Source organism: Nocardia sp. CC201C (assembly GCF_030010695.1).
Taxonomy (GTDB): domain Bacteria; phylum Actinomycetota; class Actinomycetes; order Mycobacteriales; family Mycobacteriaceae; genus Nocardia; species Nocardia otitidiscaviarum.
The window spans coordinates 1-16,541 of sequence record NZ_JASCXP010000136.1 but is presented as its reverse complement, the minus strand read 5'-3'; the positions used below and the strand labels follow the sequence as shown (position 1 = coordinate 16,541).

Here is a 16,541-nt window from a genome sequence, read left to right as displayed (position 1 = left end):
CCGGATCATCCGGCGGCGGTGTGCGCGCGGGCGTGTTCGGCGGCGGATAGCGGTCGTACCCGGGGTGCCGATCGATGAGCGGGTACTCCTCGTCCCTCCACCGCCCGGACTCGGCGTCAGGGTCACGAGGAGATGTCACGCCCCAATTCTTGCAGTGTCCACCGACGGCGTCGCGGGCCGCCGCACCCGGACGTGCCCACCAGCGCGAATGCGATGGGCGGGACCGTCACTCCGGGACGAAGCGGACCTCGAAGGAGGTGGGCCACTTCTTGCCGGTGAGCAGGAAGCGGTCGGTGCCGGGGAGGTGCGCGATGCCGTTGAGCACATCGCTGGACGGCGTGCGGGCCGAGCGCGGCAGCAGCCCGGACGCGTCGATGACGGCGAGCACGGTGCCGGTGTCGGGGTCGATGCGCAGGATGGTGTCGGTGGGCCAGGCGTTGGCGTAGACGGAACCGTCGGGCGCGCAGTCGAGTTCGTTGAGCCGCGTATCGCCACGGCTGGCGAGGGTGACCTCGCCGACGGGGGCGAAGGTCTCCGGATCGCGGAAGGTCAGGGTGGCGGTGCCATTGCTCATGACGATGCGGTCGCCGCGCGTGCACAGGCCCCAGCCCTCACCCTCGTAGTCGGTGCGGCGCAGTTCGGTCAGGGTCTGGGCGTCGCGGGCGATGGCGACGCCCTCGGTGTAGGTGAGCTGCCACAGCACGTCACCGGCCCGCGTGATGCCCTCCCCGAACAGCGGTGCGGGCAGGTCGGCGCGGGCGTGTTCGGCGCCGGTGGCCAGGTCGCTGGCGCGGACCAGGGATTCCCCGGGCAGGCCGGTGCTCTCGTACAGCACGCCGTCGTGGATCTCGAGGCCCTGAGTGAACAGGGCCGGGTCGTGCGGACGCGTGGCCACCACTTCGGCGCGCAGCCGCGGCGCGTCGTCCGGTTCCGCCGAGCCGCACGCGGCTGCGGCTCCGAACAGCGCCGTCGCCGCCAGAAACACGGCGATGCGCCGTCCGAACAGGCCAGTCACCACCGGTGCACGGTGTTTGCGCTCCATACGGCAAAATGTAGGACGTGAGCGCTGTTCCTGTTTCGGAGTCCGGTGTGCGGCCGATCCTGGCGGAGGCGGTCGAGCAGGCCCGTCGCGCGCTCGTGGAGCTGGAACCGACCGGTGTCGGTGTCCATCTCGGCGTGTCGGCGGAGGACGAGTCCTCGGCCACCCATCACTTCGAGGCCACCCTGCCCGGCTACCGCGGCTGGCAGTGGGCGGTCGTGGTGGCCGCGCCGTCGGAGGCCGACCACGCGACCGTGAGCGAGTCCGCACTGCTGCCCGGGCCCGACGCCCTGGTGGCTCCCGACTTCATTCCGTGGGATCAACGCATCCGCCCCGGCGATCTGGCCCCCGGCGATCTGCTGGCCCCGCCCGCCGACGATCCGCGCCTGGTCCCCGGCTATCTGGCCACCGGCGATCCGGTCGTCGACGACGTCGCCCTGGAACTCGGACTCGGCCGCAGTCAGGTGCTGTCCCGCGAAGGCCGCGAGGAAGCCGCCGACCGCTGGTACTCCGAATTCGGCCCCGACACCGATATGGCCCGCGCCGCCCCCTCCACCTGCGGCCTCTGCGGCTTCTACGTCCCCCTCGCCGGTTCCCTGCGCGCCGCCTTCGGCGTCTGCGCCAACGCCATGGGCGCCGACGGCCACGTGGTGCACGTCGACTACGGCTGCGGCGCCCACTCCGACACCGCCCTCCCCACCGGCTCCGGCTCCCCCCGCTACGAGGCCTACGACGACGCCGCCGTCGAGGTGATCCCCACCGCCGACCTGCGTCGGCCGGAGGAGGCGAACACACCCGCCAGCGCACCGGAACGGACCGAGGCCGCGACGGACGCCGGCCAGGATGCCGAGCAGGCGACCTTCATCGAGGAAACGGCGACTGACGACGGCACCCCTGCCGCCGCTGATGTCGCGGACGCCACCGCCGCGCCGACGCTGGACCGCGCGGATGCCCCCACGGCGTCGGCCGATGCCGCCGAGGCGGTCGCGCCGGTCGAGGTGCCGGGTGGGGAGTTCGGTGCGCCGGTGGCCTACTCGTCGGATCCGGCGGTCGCCGCGGTGTCCGGGGCGGGGGTGGTGGACTCCGGTGAGGCCACGCTGTTCGATCTGTACGACCCGGATGCCGGGCCCTACGACGATGCCTGGGGCGTCACCGCGGTGAATGTGGAGCCGCAGGGCGGCGAATCCGCGCCGGGATCGAACTGAGTCCGCGGCGGGGTCGTTCCCGCCGCGCCTTCGAGCGATTCGACTCCCGTATCGCTACGCACCGCCGTGAAAGGGGTGTTCGGATTGGTTAGCGGGGTGGCGGATCCGTTCGGGACCGCGGCATTGCGCGAGGGTGTGCTCGCCGCCTGGCGCGGCTCGCCCACCCGTCTGCGGGAGGATGCGGCCACCGAGGCGGATCTGGTGCGGGCGGGCTACCGCGACCGGGTGCTCACCGAGTTGGCCCAGAACGCCGCCGACGCCGCGGCCAAGGCCGGGGTGGCGGGTCGTATCGCGGTGTGGCTGACCGACGGCCGCCTGCACATCGCGAATACCGGTGTGCCCCTGGATGTCTCGGGCGTGCACGCACTGACCGCCCTGCGCGCCTCCGCCAAGACCGGCGCGGACACCGCGGTGGGCCGCTTCGGCGTCGGCTTCACCGCCGTGCTGAGCATCGCCGACGAGATCGAGTTGCGCTCCACCGGCGGCTCGGTGCGGTTCTCCCGCGCGGACACCCGGCAGGCGTTGCGCGAAAGCGGCATTCGCATCCCCGACACCGAGCACCCGTTCGAGCCACCCGCGCTGCGCCTGGCCTGGCCGACCGAACACACCCCCGTGCCGGATTTCGACACCGAGATCATCCTCACCCCACGCGCCGACGTGGACACCCCCGCCCTGCTGGCGAGCATGCGCGCCGAAGCCCTCGACCTGCTGCTGGAACTGCCCGCCCTGCACAGCATTCGGATCGAGTCCGACGAATTCACCAGCACGGTGACCGACCTCTCACCCCCGGTCGCCGCGAGTCACGGCGGCGCCGACGACTGCCCGGCCCGCCACGACGTCACCACCGGCGACGCCGAGCACTCGGACCGGTACGGCGCCGCGGCCGAGCGGGCGGAGAGCACGACTGCGTATCACCCCGCCGCCCCCGCGAGGACCGCGCATCCGGTCGCGTACGGTGGCGCGGGGCCCGACCCGACCGAGGATCCGGACGCGTACGAACACCGCGTAGCCGAGGCAGCGACGCGCCCGGCGGAAATCGATCGGGCGGAGCACTCCGATACGCGTGGACCAGCCGCGCTCGCGGGGGACATGTACCCGGCCTCGGGCTGGGTTACGGCACCCGGCCGCACCACGCACTCGGCCGCGCGTGGCGAGACGGCGTCCGACCGGGCCGTCGGCGGCCTCCAGGAGGTGCGTATCTCCGGTCCGAGCGGAGAGGCGCACCGCTGGTGGCAGTTCCGTACCGGCCGGGCGCGGTGGCTGCTTCCGCTGCGGGACGGTCGTCCGGTCGCCGCCGCACCCGATGTGCTGCGGGCGCCGACCCGTTCGGACGAGGAGCTCTCCCTGCCGGCGCTGCTGATCGCCGACATTCCCATGCAACCGGATCGCCGCCGCTTGCTCCCCGGCGCGCGCATTGCCGAGTTGGCCTCCGGTTATGCGGATTTCGCGCGTGCGCTGCCCGCCCGTGACCGGCTGCTCCTGGTTCCCACGCCCGGCTTCGCCCGCAGTGAGGCCGATGGTCTGCTGCGTGAGGCGCTGGTCGCGGAACTGGGTGGGCAGCCGTGGCTCCCGGTCCTCCACGCCGAACCGGAGGACGAACCCGTCCCTGCCGCGGCGGGTCTCGCAGTGGTGGCCGTCGAGCGGCCTCGGCGGGCGAGCGTATTCATCGGGGTGACCGATGAATTGGCGGGTGTGCTCGCCGAAATCGTTGGTCCGCTGGTGGTTCCGGAGTTGTCCGGCCGGTCGACCGCCGATGCGCTGTCGGTGCTGGATGTGCACCGGATCGGGTTGGCGCGGATCGCGGAGCTGTCAGGGAGTGTGGAACGCCCACCGCAGTGGTGGTATTCGCTCTACGACGCGCTGGAGCCGTTCGTCGGCGACCCGCTGGCGGTGGAGGAGCTGGGTGCGCTGGCGGTGCCGCTGGCGGACGGTCGGATGGTGACCGGGCCACGCACCGTGGTGCTCGACGACCACCTGGAGTCCGCGGTACCGGTGCACTGGGCACGCCTGGTGCATCCGGAGGCGGCGCATCCGCTGCTCGGGCGGCTCGGTGCGCGCCCAGCGGGTCCCGAGGAGCTGCTGCGTGATCCGGCGCTGCACGCCCAGCTCGAGCACGATCCCGCCGATCCGGACACGGTGGAGGCGGTGTTGAACCTGGCCGCGTACGCCAATCCCGGCGCGGGCATCGTCGAACCCGGTTCCGGAGCAACGGATCCGGTCCGAGGTGAGCCAGCCGCCCCGGTCCCCGGACTGCTGCCCACCTGGCTCGGCCTGCTCGAAATCCCGGACGACACCGGCGATCTCGTCCCCGCCGACGAATTGCTGCTTCCGGATGCCCCGCTGGCGCGGGTCCTGGTCGAGGATTCGCCCTTCGGCACCGTCGCCGACGACCTGGTGCGCCGCTATGGCCCGACCGCCCTGCGGGCGGTCGGCGTGGGCTGGGGTTTCACCGTGGTGGCGGAATCGGATCCGACCGGCCCCGACCATCATCTCGACGACGAGGAGACCTGGTGGGAGACCCTCGCCGAGGATCCGCCGGAGCTGCTCGCCGTCCGCGATCTGGATCTGGTCGATCCGGAGCAGTGGCCGCGGGCCCTGCGGCTGCTGCTCGCCGACCCCGCCACGCGGCCGCTGCTCGCCGACCGCGACGGCTATACGGCGTGGTGGCTGCGGACGCACGCGCGCATCGACGGCACCGCGCTGGGCCTGTTCCGCCACCCGGCCGACCCGGTCTTCGCGGGCCTGCTGCCGGTACTGTCCATGGACACCGAGACCGACGCGGCCGACATCGACGCGGCCGACATCGACGCGCTGCGCGCCGTGCTCGCCGATCCGGAGATCATCACCCCGGAGCTGGCCGCCGAACTCCTCGCGGCTCTCGCGGACCCGTCGAGACATCCGACCGCGGAGGCGATTTCACGAACCCATGAGCGGCTGGCCGCGGCCACCGCCGCGGGCCGCTTGGACCTGGACGATCTGGTCCTGCCCGAGCGGGTGCGCGCCCTCTCCGGGGCGGTCATCGACGCCGCCGACGCCCTGGTGCTGGATCTGCCCTGGTACGGCCTGGCGCTCCCGCCGGACCGGCTGGTGGTCGGCGATATCGACTCGGCCTCGCAGCTGGCGGCGCTGCTGGACCTGCCGCTGGCCTCGCAGGCCGTCACCGCGCGCGTCGAGGGCACCGGCCGCCGCACCACCTGGTCGGCCGAACCGCTCGGCGTGCTGTGGCGCATGCAGAGCGGACAACCCACCCCCGCAGGCGATCTCGTCGTCCACGACGAACTGCGGGTGCGGCTGTCCGGCGCGTACGAGGCGACCGTCACGGTGCCGTGGTGGCGTGACGGCGCGGACACCCACGTCGTATCGCAGCCGCGTCCGGCGCACTAGCGAAGTCCGGCAATCGGGCGTAACGGGTCGGCGGCCGTTCGGGCGCGGGTGCGGCCGTCCGGTATCGGCGGCCCGTCCGACGTCGGGCTATTCGCTGAACTGCACCACCGTCTGCGCCAGCAGGTCCATCTGCTCGCGCACCGCCGCGCTGTCGTTGTCCACCAGCCAACGCAGCACGATGCCGTCGATGGCGGCGAGCATGAAGCGGCTGATGACGCCGACGGGGGCGGACCAGCGGGTGCCCGTCGCCTCGCGGGCGTGTTCGATGATGTCGGCGACCGTGGAATCGTTGAATGCGTACTGTTCGCGGGCGATGGCGAGTTTCGCCGGTGTCTGTTCGCTTTCGCGGAGGGCGTAGGTGGTGGTCTCGTAGGTGAGCAGTTGCCGTTCCGGGGTGGCTTCCACGTTCTGCCACATGAGTTCCAGGCCGGCGCGTATCAGTTTTTGAAGTGATTCTTTTCCACTTCCGACGTCCTGCCATACCGTTTCGTTGGCATCGACGGAATCGCGCAATTCCATCGAGAGCGCTTTGACCAACTCGGTCATGAGCGCGTCCTTGTTTTCGAAACAGTAATGCACCACACCGAGCGAAACACCGGCTGCCTGAGCTACATCGCGCGTGGTAACTCCTGCCACGCCCTTTTTTTCGGCAAGGCCGATGGCCGCCTCGATAAGGTGGGCCCGTCGTTCTTCGACGCTCAATCGGGAGGACACTCCAGGGAGTTAAGCCTTCAAGAGCCGCACAGTCAATTCGCGCGTCGGGAAAGTCTCCACTGGACGTGTGTCCAGTTCTGTGGTTCGCTGCGAGTTGGGACGAAGGGAGTCGCCGAATGGTGGTGTCGCGCAGGACTGTTCTGGCCGGTGCGGCGGCGGGGTCCGCCGCGCTCACGGCCGCCGCCACGATCGCGCTGCCGGGCGGGTCGGCACACGCGACTGCCGGCGGCGACTTCCTGATCGGTGTGGGCATTTCCGACATCACCGGCCCGGCGGCCGAATGCGGCATGATGGGTTACTCCCAGCTGGAACAGACCACCGCCGGAATCCACCTGCGGCCCAGGGCCCGCGCCTTCATCATCGGCGGCGGCGACCAGCGGATCGTGTACGTGGTCGCCGACAACGCCATGATCTTCCAGTCCGTGCACCGCGGCGTCCTCGACGAACTCGCCCGGCGCTTCGGCGACCGCTACACCGAGCAGAACGTCCTGCTCACCGCCACGCACTCGCACGCGGTGTGCGGCGGCGCCAGCCACGACTACGCCTACAATCTCTCGATTCTCGGCTTCCAGCGGCAGGTGTACGACGCCGAGGTGAACGGAATCGTGGAGGCCGTCGTCGCCGCGGACGCCGACCTCGGACCCGGCAGTCTCGAACTCGGGCGCGGGGAATTGCACGACGCCAGCGTCAATCGCTCGCGAATCGCCTTCGATCGCAATCCCGAAGCCGACAAACGGTATTTTCCGAATGCCATCGATCCGGCCGTCACCGTGCTCTCCCTGCGCAAGGGTGGTCGACAGGTCGGCGTCATCACCTGGTTCGCCACCCACAACACCTCCATGAGCAACACGAATCGGCTCATCAGCGGTGACAACAAGGGTTACGCGTCCTTCGCGTTCGAACACGGTGAGCGTGGCGTCCGGTACCTAGACGGCGGAGTCGATTTCCTCGCCGCTTTCCCACAGACCAATAGCGGCGACATGTCGCCCAATCTGAACCTGCGCCCGACCTCCGGCCCCACCGAGGACGAGTTCGAGAACACCCGAATCATCGGCGAGCGTCAATACCGCGCCGGAAAGGCCGCACTCGCTACGGCGCGCACGATGCGCGGGCCGGTGGACGCCATGCTCTGCTATATCGACCTGTCCGACATCGCGGTGGACGGCCGCTACACCCCGAACGGGCAGCCCCGGCACACCGCACCCGCCTGTGCGGGCGTCTCGCTCATCGCGGGCAGCATCGAGGACGGGCCCGGACTGCCGGGCGTGCCGATTCCCGAAGGCGTGCGCAATCCGTTCGTGGACGCGCTCGGCGGCGCGAACATGCCGGTGCCGGACTGGCTCACCGACGCGCAGGCGCCGAAGGCGATCGTCGCGCCGCTGGGCCTGCTGCCGCCGGTGCCCTGGGTGCCGAGCGTGGTGCCGATCCAGATCGTGCGCATCGGCGAGCTCTATCTTGCCTGCGGCGGAGCGGAATTCACCATCGTCTCCGGGCTGCGTATCCGCCGCACCGTCGCCGCGGCGCTCGGGGTGCCGCTGGAACAGGTGCTCATGCAGGGGTACGCCAACGCCTACCACCAGTACGTGACCACCCCGGAGGAGTACGACGCCCAGCAGTACGAGGGCGGCTCGACGCTCTACGGTCGCTACACGCTGCCCGCCTACCAGCAGGAATTTCACCGACTGGCAACGGCTTTCGCCGACCGGCAGCGGGTGCCGCGCGGCCCCGCGCCGCGCGACGTCTCGGCCATGCAGCCCGGCTTCGTGCCCGCCCCCGGCCCCGATGCCACCCCGCTCGGCCTGGATTTCGGTGCGGCACTGCTACAACCGGCCGCCGCCTACACCCGCGGTGAACAGGCTCAGGTCGAATTCGTCTCGGCCCACCCCAAACACAACCCCCGCCGCAACGGCACCTTCCTGGAAGTGCAGCGCCACACCGGCGGCGAGTGGGCCCGCGTCGCCAACGAGGGGGAGTGGGCGGTGAAGTACCACTGGTCCCGCCGCGGCCCCGACATCTCGACGGCCCGCTTCACCTGGGACATCCCCGCCGACGCCACCCCCGGCCGCTACCGCTTCCAACACTTCGCCGACCACCTCGCCCCCGACGGCACCCTGCACCCCTTCACCGGCCTCAGTGCGGAATTCGACATCCACTGACCAGGAACGGGTCCGTGCCGGGCCGCCGCCCGCCTCAGAGCCCGAGCTGAGCCCCCTTGTCCCCCCGTCGCGCCCCGCGTCGCTGAATGGCGAAGATGGTGTACCCGAGCAGGCCCACCGCCAGCCCCATGAGGCACACCGGCCGCGCCTCGTGCCACCGGTCGCCGCTGGCGAACACCACCAGCGTGGCGACCAACCAGGCGATACTGCCGATCGCCAGCACCGGCCGCGGATCGGTGAAGCGCGGCGGAATCTCCGGTACGGGTCGAGTCACCCCACCAGCCTAGAACGCCCCGCCCGGTGAGTAGCGCCTGACCTTCCCGGTCCCGCGCTCGGGACGGGCGGAGGCGTGGCTGCGGCGGTTTGCGGGGGTTTCGAGCGTTCGTGGTCACGGGTCTCGGGGAGCTGTCACTTTGCTGCCGGAAATTCACGGTGTGGCCCGGATGGGACAGGGATGGTTCGGGCTGGGTCGAATGTCGGGTTGTGGGGGGTTCGGGACGCCGGGGGCGGGAGGTTGGATAGCGGGTTTCGGCCGTTGTCGGGGTGTTCGCCTGCTGTGGTGGGGCATGATCGGTAGGTGGGCCGCCGGGCGATGGGACGGTGGCCGAGTCCGGCGTGCGGTGCGAACGTGCGCGGTCCGGGGCCGAACAGCCGCCCCCGACGCGGCTGGTCCCGTATCGTTTGCCTCTGTGACAACGCCTTCCGATATTCGAGCGCTCGCTGGTGACCTCTCACTGGCGGTGGTGCGCTTGACGCGACATCTGCGGGGTAGGCGAGCCGATGCCCAGATTTCGCTGACCCAGCTCTCGGCGCTCGCCACCCTGAACCGGGAAGGCGCCATGACCCCCGGCACACTGGCCGCCAAGGAGCGGGTGCAGCCGCCGTCCATGACCCGGGTGATCGCATCGCTCACCGAAATGGATCTGGTGAGGCGCGATCCGCACCCGACCGACGGGCGGCAGATCATCGTGTCGCTGTCGGACGCCGGGCGGGCGCTCATCGCCGATGAGACCAGCGCGCGCGAGGCGTGGATGACCGAACAGCTCGGCGGACTCAGTCCGGAGCAGCTGAAGGTGCTCGAGGAGGCCGTCACGATCATGAAGCAGATCGTCGACGAGTCGGAGTAGCGCGCGTCAGGCCCGCACCGGCTGGGATCCGAAAGGCTGGTCGCTGGAAACGATTTCGCGCCCCAGCGGGAACAGCGAGACCGGAACGAGCTTCAGGTTCGCCCAGGCGAACGGGATGCCGATGATGGTGACCGCCAGCGCGATACTGGTGAAGATGTGGCCCAGCGCCAGCCACCAGCCCGCGACGATGAACCACACCACATTGCCGAGCATGGACGGCACGCCCGCCCCCGGCTTCTCCACGGCTTCCCGCCCGAACGGCCACAGCACGAACGAGGCGAGCCGGAACGACGCGATACCCCACGGAATGGTGATGATCAGGATGCAGCAGATCAACCCCGCGACGATGTAGCCGACCGCCATCCAGAACCCGACCAACACCAGCCACAGTACGTTCAACAGCAGTCTGAGCACGCTCACCTTCCCCAGCATGCCAGCCGCCAGGAACCTCTGCCACCGTCCGTGATCGGCGCGTGATCGGCGGTACGCGCTGTCGGTCACCGTCTACCGCACAGTCGCCGATCGCCACGGCGCGCGGCGACGCCGGGTACGCCGTGCGAGAGAACCGGTGGCGGACGACGCGCGCCGCCACCGGATGTTCACGGACCAGCGTCCGGTACCGGATCAGAAGGGCCAGCCCAACTCGGCGTCGCGATCGGTGGTGAAGGCTTCGTCGACGGCGCGCAGGGCGGCGGGATCTTTGACGTGAATCCGGTTGGCGGCGGCCAGCACCCGGGCGCGGTGGCCGCCCAGATAGAGGCTGGACAGTTCGGCGGTGCCGAGTTCCAGTTCGACCGTACGGGTGGTCGGCTCGCATTCGGCGATACCGTCGTGAACGCGGAGGGCGAAGGTGCCGCCCGCGTCGCGGAACGGATCGTGCACGCCCACAACCACATCCAGGTCCCGCCGGTAGGTGCGGGCGGTCAGGGCGGCGGGCACGTCCATGATCCGGAGCCACAGGTGATCGCGACGACCGGTGACGCGCACCAGGCGTGGATCGGTGAGCAGGTAGGGGAGCGGGTCGTGGTCGGCCAGATCGCACACCACCCGGTCCACCAGGTCCAGGCCGAGCAGTACCCGCCACAGCGCCACATGCGCCTCGGCGGTGACGGCCCGGAACTCCCAGACGGTCGCGACCGATTCCCGCTCGCCCCATTCCCGGCGGTACAGCACGTAGCCGTCCGGATGCAGCAGCGCGTACAGCGTCGACGCGCCGCCGCGGTAGCGCGGCGGATCGGCGAAGCAGAGCCGCCAGCTGGCGTCCGGGCGTTCCTGCGCACCCGGTACCAGCCGCCGCCACCGGTCGTACACATCGCGAATGCGCGCCTGGGTCGGCTCGTCCAGCGGGGCGATCTCGACGCCGCCGGGATCCGGTGTGGTGGGCCGGAATTGGACCCGATGCCGGTCGATGCTGATGAAATCGCGCTCGATGGCGGTGCCGTAGCCGAACCGGCCGTAGATGGTGCCCTCGCTCGCGGTGAACATGGTGAGCGGCAATCCCTCGGCCTCGGTGCGCGCGTGCTGCTCGGTGTAGAGCGCGCGCAGGATGCCGCGCCGCCGATGCGTGGGGGCCACCGACACCGCGGAGATACCGGAGGCGAGAACGGTCCCCTCCCCGGGCACGGTGACGGTCATCCGCCGGTCGACGGCGTGGCCGACGATGCGGTCGCCGTCCATGGCCAGCAGGGCGCGGTCGGGGGTGAAGATATCGGGAATGATGTCGAGTTCGGCCGGGTCGTAGCGCTGGCCGAAGCCGGTCTCCAGCAGATTCACGACAGCGGGCCAGTCGTCGCGGGTGGACGAGCGGATGGTGATGCCATTCGTCGATGCCATGACTGGACGATTGCACGCGGGCGTGGGGGTGCGCACCCGAATTTCCCGGCGATGCGAACGGAGCCCACCTGCCGCCCCCGCCGCGGCAGGTGAGCTCCGCTCTACGAAGGAGCATGCGCGCTCGCGCTAGTCGGGTCCTAATGATCCGCTTGCGTTCGAGCCGCGGGCGGATGTGCGGGAGGGCGTTGCCGGTGGGAGGGTGCTGCGGTCTTCCCACTGCCACATCGGCGAGGTCCCCTGCCAGCCGCCCGGGAATGCGCGAAACCCGCCACCGGGTACGGGGGCGGGTTTCGGGGTGCCGGGTCAGCGGCCGGTGATGTCCTGGTAGTCGCGCTCGCCGTAGCCGGTGTAGATCTGGCGGGGGCGGCCGATCTTCAGGGGCTCGCTGTGCATCTCGCGCCAGTGGGCGATCCAGCCGGGCAGGCGGCCCATGGCGAACAGCACGGTGAACATGCGGGTGGGGAAGCCCATGGCCCGGTAGATGACGCCGGTGTAGAAGTCGACGTTCGGGTACAGGCGACGCTCGATGAAGTAGTCGTCGGTGAGCGCGGCTTCCTCGAGCGCCTTGGCGATGTCGAGCAACTGGTCGTCGCCGCCGATCTTGGCCAGGATCGAGTCGGCGGCCTTCTTGACCAGGGTCGCGCGCGGGTCGTAGTTGCGGTAGACGCGGTGCCCGAAGCCCATGAGCTTCACGCCGTCTTCCTTGTTCTTGACCTTGCGGACGAACTCCTTGACGTCACCGCCCTGCGCCTTGATGTCGTCCAGCATCTCCAGCACCGCCTGGTTCGCGCCGCCGTGCAGCGGACCCCAGAGCGCGTTGATGCCGCCGGAGACGGAGGTGAACAGGTTGGCGTCGGAGGAGCCGACCAGGCGCACGGTGGAGGTGGAGCAGTTCTGCTCGTGGTCCGCGTGCAGGATGAGCAGCATGTCCAGGGCCGCGGCGACCTCGGGGTCCACCTCGTACGGCTCGGCCGGGAAGCCGAAGGTCATCCGCAGGAAGTTCTCGACCAGCGACAGCGAGTTGTCCGGGTACAGGAACGGCTGGCCGACCGACTTCTTGTAGGCGTAGGCCGCGATGGTGGGCAGCTTGGCCAGCAGGCGGATGGTGGACAGCTCGACCTGCTCGGGATCGCGCGGGTCCAGGGAGTCCTGGTAGTACGCCGACAGCGCGTTGACCGCCGAGGAGAGCACCGGCATCGGGTGCGCGTTGCGCGGGAAGCCGTCGAAGAACCGCTTCAGGTCCTCGTGCAGCAGGGTGTGGCGGCGGATGCGGTCGGTGAAGTCGTCCAGCTGCGACCGGGTCGGCAGCTCGCCGTAGATGAGCAGGTAGCTCACCTCGATGAAGGTGGACTTCCCCGCGAGTTGCTCGATCGGGTAACCGCGGTAGCGGAGGATGCCCGCCTCACCGTCGATGTAGGTGATCGCCGACTTGGTCGACGCGGTGTTCATGAAGCCGGGGTCGAAGGTGGTGTACCCGGTGCTGGCGAGCAGCTTGCCGAGGTCGATCCCGTCATTGCCCTCGGTCGCACTGGCGACGGTCATCGGGTACTCGCCACCGGGGTAGGACAGCACCGGCTTGGCGTCGTCGTCGACGTTGATGATGTTCTCAGCGGGCACGGAAGGATCCCTCTCAGGCTTGTAACCGTCGGCATCGGTGCGGTCGGCACACGGTGCGCTTACCCTCAACGCTAGTCGCTGTCCGGAAGGCCCGACTAATGAGGGTCACCCTTGACTACCTCACAGTCACTTCGCCGCGAGGTGAGGTTCGGTGCCGTCATGTGGTATCGGCTCGAACCCTCCGGCCGGCCGTGATCATCAGCTTCCGGCCGGTACGTCCGCAGGTGCACGGCTGACGCGGTAGCGCACGAAGATCGGGAAGGCGATCGCCGAGATCACCATGCCGATCACCACGAGCACGCCACCACCCGCCGCGGCTACAGCGGTACCCACCGCGGCCGCCGCGAAACCATGGGCAACATCACCGATTCGGGGTCCGCCCGCCACCACCACGATGAATACGCCCTGCAGGCGGCCGCGCATCTCGTCGGTGGCGACCTGCTGGAGCATGGTGGTGCGCAGGGCGGCGGAGAACATGTCGACCGCGCCGCCGAAGGCCAGGCAGGTCAGGGCGATCCAGAGACCCGCCACCAGGCCGAGGCCGTACCCGGTCGCGCCCACCGCGACCCCGAAGCCGACCATGGCCAGCCCCCACAGCACGATCAGCCAGATCACCGCCAGCCCTTGGCGGCGGATGCGCGACAGCCAGCCGGAGAACACGCCGCCGAGCACCGCTCCCACCGACATGGCCGCGAAGAGCAGGCCCAAAGCCGTTCCGCCCGAGGGGGAGTCGCCGAAGCTGTGCTGCGCGATCTCCGGGAACAGGGCGCGCGGCATGCCGAAGACCATGGCGACGATATCGACGGCGAACGACGCCAGCAGCACCTTCTGGGTGGCGAGATAGCCGAAACCGTCCAGCACCTCCCGAATTCCGGCGCGGCGGGTCTCGCCGACGGGATGGATGGACGGGAGCTTCCACACCGCCCAGACGGTGGCGAGCAGGGCAACGGCGTCCAGCAGATACAGCATGGCCAGCCCCGTGACCGGAATGAGCATGCCCGCCGACACCGGTCCGGCGATGGCCCCGAACTGCATGACGGTCATGGACAGCGAATTCGCCGCGGGCAGTTGCGCACTGGGCAGCAGCCGCGGGTAGATGGCGGCGCGGGTGGGCTGGTTCACCGCGAAGAACGCCTGCTGCGCGGCGAACAGCCCGAGGATCAGCCACGGGTTGGTGTTTCCGGCGGCGGCCTGCGCCCAGAACGCCAGGGCGGTCAGGCCGGTGCCGGTGCTGGTGATGAGCAGCAGGGTGCGGCGGTCCATGGCGTCGGCGAGCGCGCCGCCCCACAGGCCGAACCCGATGAGCGGGACGAGGCCGAAGAGGCCGGCGAGGCCGACGTACGACGAGTTCTGCGTGATGTCGTAGAGCTGCTTGGGGACCGCGACCACGGACAGCTGCGCGCCGATGACGGTGACGATGCCGGTGGTCCAGAGTCGTCGGAAATCCGGATTCCGCAGCGGGGTGACGTCGGCGAGCAGCTTCACCGCCAGGAGATTAATGGGATGAATTGCCCGGCGGCACCGGATTTCCGGTGATTCATCCCACCATTGCGGCCCCTTGAAAACCGAGCGAATCCCGGAATCCGCCGTGGGCTCAGGGCTGGAGGCGTTCGATCTTCATGGCCGCCACATCGGTGGTTCCCGGCTCCAGGGTCACCCGAATCCGGTTGTGCATGCGGCTGCGCCGCCCCTGCCAGAACTCCACCGTCTCCGGCCGGATCTGGAATCCGCCCCAGAACGGCGGCACCGGAATGTCGTCAACCCCGGTGAACCGCTCGGTCGTCTCGGCCATCCGCTGATCCAGCTCCGCCCGCGACCCGATGGCCCGCGACTGTTCCGACGCCCACGCGCCCAACCGCGACCCGCGCGGGCGCGACCGCCAGTACAACTCGGTGACCTCCGGCGCGACCCGGTGCACCGGTCCGCGCACCGTCACCTGTCGGCTCAAGGCGGGCCACACCAGGGTGGCCGAGGCATACGGCGTCGCGGCCAGCGCCCGCCCCTTGAACGACTCGAAATTCGTGTAGAAGGTCACCCCCTCCGGCGAGAGCCCCTTGCAGAGCACGGTGCGGGTCGCGGGCTTGGGCCCGCTCGGGGTCATCTCCACGGTCGCCAGCACCATGGCGTTCGGATCGACCAGCCCGGCATGGGTGGCCTCCTCGATCCAGGTGCGCAGCAACGGCTCCCAGCCGTCGGCCAGCCAGCTCTCGTCCAGATCGGTGTCACGGCCCGGATGATTGTCCCCGGCGTCCACGCCGTACTCCACGCGCATGGCCGCGATATCCAGCGCGGACGTGACGGATTTCTCCAGGTCGGTCATGGGCCAGACGTTACTCCGGAGTAATGGTGGCGTTAAGGTCTAACTGATCGGCGAGGCCGCCCATCGATCGGGCGGCCCGGTTTGCAAGGAGAGTCACAACATGACTGCCAGCGCTGCGGTTCCCAGTTCAGCAGTTCCGTCCGACTTCGTGAGCGGTCTCGAGGGCGTGGTGGCGTTCACCACCGATATCGCCGAGCCCGACAAGGACGGAGGTGCGCTGCGATACCGCGGCGTCGACATCGAGGACCTGGTCACCAACCGGGTCACCTTCGGCGATGTGTGGGCGCTGCTCGTGGACGGTGAATTCGGTCGCGGCCTACCGCCCGCCGAACCCTTCCCGCTGCCCGTGCACACCGGCGACGTGCGCGTCGACGTGCAGGCCGGACTCGCCATGCTGGCTCCCATCTGGGGCTACCAGCCGCTGCTCGACATCGACAACGAGGAAGCCCGCGAGAACCTCGCCCGCGCCTCGGTGATGGCGCTGTCCTACGTGGCGCAGTCGGCGCGCGGCATCTACCAGCCCGCGGTGCCGCAGAAGCAGATCGACGAGTGCACCACGGTCACCGAGCGGTTCATGACCCGTTGGAAGGGCGACCCGGACCCCAAGCACACCGAGGCCATCGACGCCTACTGGGTCTCCGCCGCCGAGCACGGCATGAACGCCTCCACCTTCACCGCCCGCGTCATCGCCTCCACCGGCGCGGATGTCGCGGCCTCGCTGTCCGGTGCCATCGGAGCCATGTCCGGCCCGCTGCACGGCGGCGCGCCCGCGCGCGTCCTGCCCATGATCGAGGAGGTGGAGAAGACCGGCGACGCCCGCGCTCTGGTCAAGGGCATCCTCGATCGCAAGGAGAAGCTCATGGGCTTCGGGCACCGTGTGTACCGCGCCGAGGACCCCCGCGCCCGCGTGCTGCGCGCCACCGCCGAACGGCTGGGCGCCCCGCGCTACGAGGTGGCTGCCGCGCTGGAGCAGGCCGCGCTGGCCGAACTGCGCGAGCGCCGCCCCGATCGCGCCATCGAGACCAATGTGGAGTTCTGGGCCGCGGTCATCCTCGACTTCGCCGAGGTGCCCGCGCACATGATGCCCGCCATGTTCACCTGCGGCCGCACCGCGGGCTGGTGCGCGCACATCATGGAGCAGAAGAA

Annotated in this window: 12 protein-coding genes and 1 pseudogene; 5 read left to right on the top strand and 8 right to left on the bottom strand. The window is 70.0% G+C overall.

Annotated elements, in window-relative coordinates:
* Positions 1–226 precede the first annotated feature (226 nt).
* The gene (locus tag QK444_RS16345) at positions 227–1,042 is read right to left on the bottom strand and encodes a glutaminyl-peptide cyclotransferase (protein WP_282781213.1); all 816 of its coding nucleotides are present in this window, start codon (positions 1,040–1,042) and stop codon (positions 227–229) included.
* 17 nt (positions 1,043–1,059) lie between these two features.
* On the opposite strand from QK444_RS16345, the pseudogene QK444_RS16340 reads away from it, so the two are divergent.
* Positions 1,060–1,794: pseudogene (locus QK444_RS16340) on the top strand (DUF3027 domain-containing protein); the annotation flags it as partial.
* A gap of 546 nt (positions 1,795–2,340) precedes the next feature.
* The gene (locus tag QK444_RS16335) at positions 2,341–5,628 is read left to right on the top strand and encodes an ATP-binding protein (RefSeq protein WP_282781211.1); all 3,288 of its coding nucleotides are present in this window, start codon (positions 2,341–2,343) and stop codon (positions 5,626–5,628) included.
* An 87-nt stretch (positions 5,629–5,715) separates the two neighbouring features.
* On the opposite strand, the gene QK444_RS16330 is transcribed toward QK444_RS16335, so the two are convergent.
* Positions 5,716–6,330: a TetR family transcriptional regulator gene (locus QK444_RS16330; RefSeq protein ID WP_228807462.1), complete on the bottom strand. Its 615-nt coding sequence runs from the start codon at positions 6,328–6,330 to the stop codon at positions 5,716–5,718.
* 128 nt (positions 6,331–6,458) lie between these two features.
* Here QK444_RS16330 and QK444_RS16325 point away from each other — a divergent pair, with 128 nt between their 5' ends.
* Positions 6,459–8,498, top strand: coding sequence for a neutral/alkaline ceramidase (locus QK444_RS16325; protein WP_282781208.1), 2,040 nt, complete (start codon positions 6,459–6,461; stop codon positions 8,496–8,498).
* Positions 8,499–8,532: 34 nt separating this feature from the next.
* Here the strand turns inward: QK444_RS16325 and QK444_RS16320 are convergent, their stop codons facing one another.
* Positions 8,533–8,772: a DUF2530 domain-containing protein gene (locus QK444_RS16320; RefSeq protein WP_282781206.1), complete on the bottom strand. Its 240-nt coding sequence runs from the start codon at positions 8,770–8,772 to the stop codon at positions 8,533–8,535.
* Between the two features lie 415 nt (positions 8,773–9,187).
* Here QK444_RS16320 and QK444_RS16315 point away from each other — a divergent pair, with 415 nt between their 5' ends.
* Positions 9,188–9,625 (top strand): MarR family transcriptional regulator, encoded by a 438-nt coding sequence (locus tag QK444_RS16315; protein ID WP_282781205.1) that lies wholly within the window; start codon positions 9,188–9,190, stop codon positions 9,623–9,625.
* A 6-nt stretch (positions 9,626–9,631) separates the two neighbouring features.
* Here QK444_RS16315 and QK444_RS16310 read toward each other — a convergent pair whose 3' ends face one another.
* The 5 genes from QK444_RS16310 to pdxH form a co-directional block, all read right to left on the bottom strand.
* Positions 9,632–10,045: a YccF domain-containing protein gene (locus QK444_RS16310; RefSeq protein WP_282781203.1), complete on the bottom strand. Its 414-nt coding sequence runs from the start codon at positions 10,043–10,045 to the stop codon at positions 9,632–9,634.
* 204 nt (positions 10,046–10,249) lie between these two features.
* The gene (locus QK444_RS16305) at positions 10,250–11,458 is read right to left on the bottom strand and encodes a GNAT family N-acetyltransferase (protein ID WP_282781202.1); all 1,209 of its coding nucleotides are present in this window, start codon (positions 11,456–11,458) and stop codon (positions 10,250–10,252) included.
* Between the two features lie 303 nt (positions 11,459–11,761).
* The gene (locus tag QK444_RS16300) at positions 11,762–13,075 is read right to left on the bottom strand and encodes a citrate synthase (RefSeq protein ID WP_282781200.1); all 1,314 of its coding nucleotides are present in this window, start codon (positions 13,073–13,075) and stop codon (positions 11,762–11,764) included.
* A 198-nt stretch (positions 13,076–13,273) separates the two neighbouring features.
* Entirely contained in the window at positions 13,274–14,560 is a 1,287-nt protein-coding gene (locus QK444_RS16295) for an MFS transporter (protein WP_282781198.1), read from the bottom strand.
* A gap of 109 nt (positions 14,561–14,669) precedes the next feature.
* A complete protein-coding gene (pdxH, locus tag QK444_RS16290; RefSeq protein ID WP_282781196.1) occupies positions 14,670–15,395 on the bottom strand; it encodes a pyridoxamine 5'-phosphate oxidase in 726 nt (241 codons plus the stop codon).
* A 100-nt stretch (positions 15,396–15,495) separates the two neighbouring features.
* On the opposite strand from pdxH, the gene QK444_RS16285 reads away from it, so the two are divergent.
* Positions 15,496–16,541, top strand: a 1,046-nt coding sequence (locus tag QK444_RS16285; protein ID WP_282781194.1) for a citrate synthase 2, incomplete at its 3' end; no start/stop codon positions are given.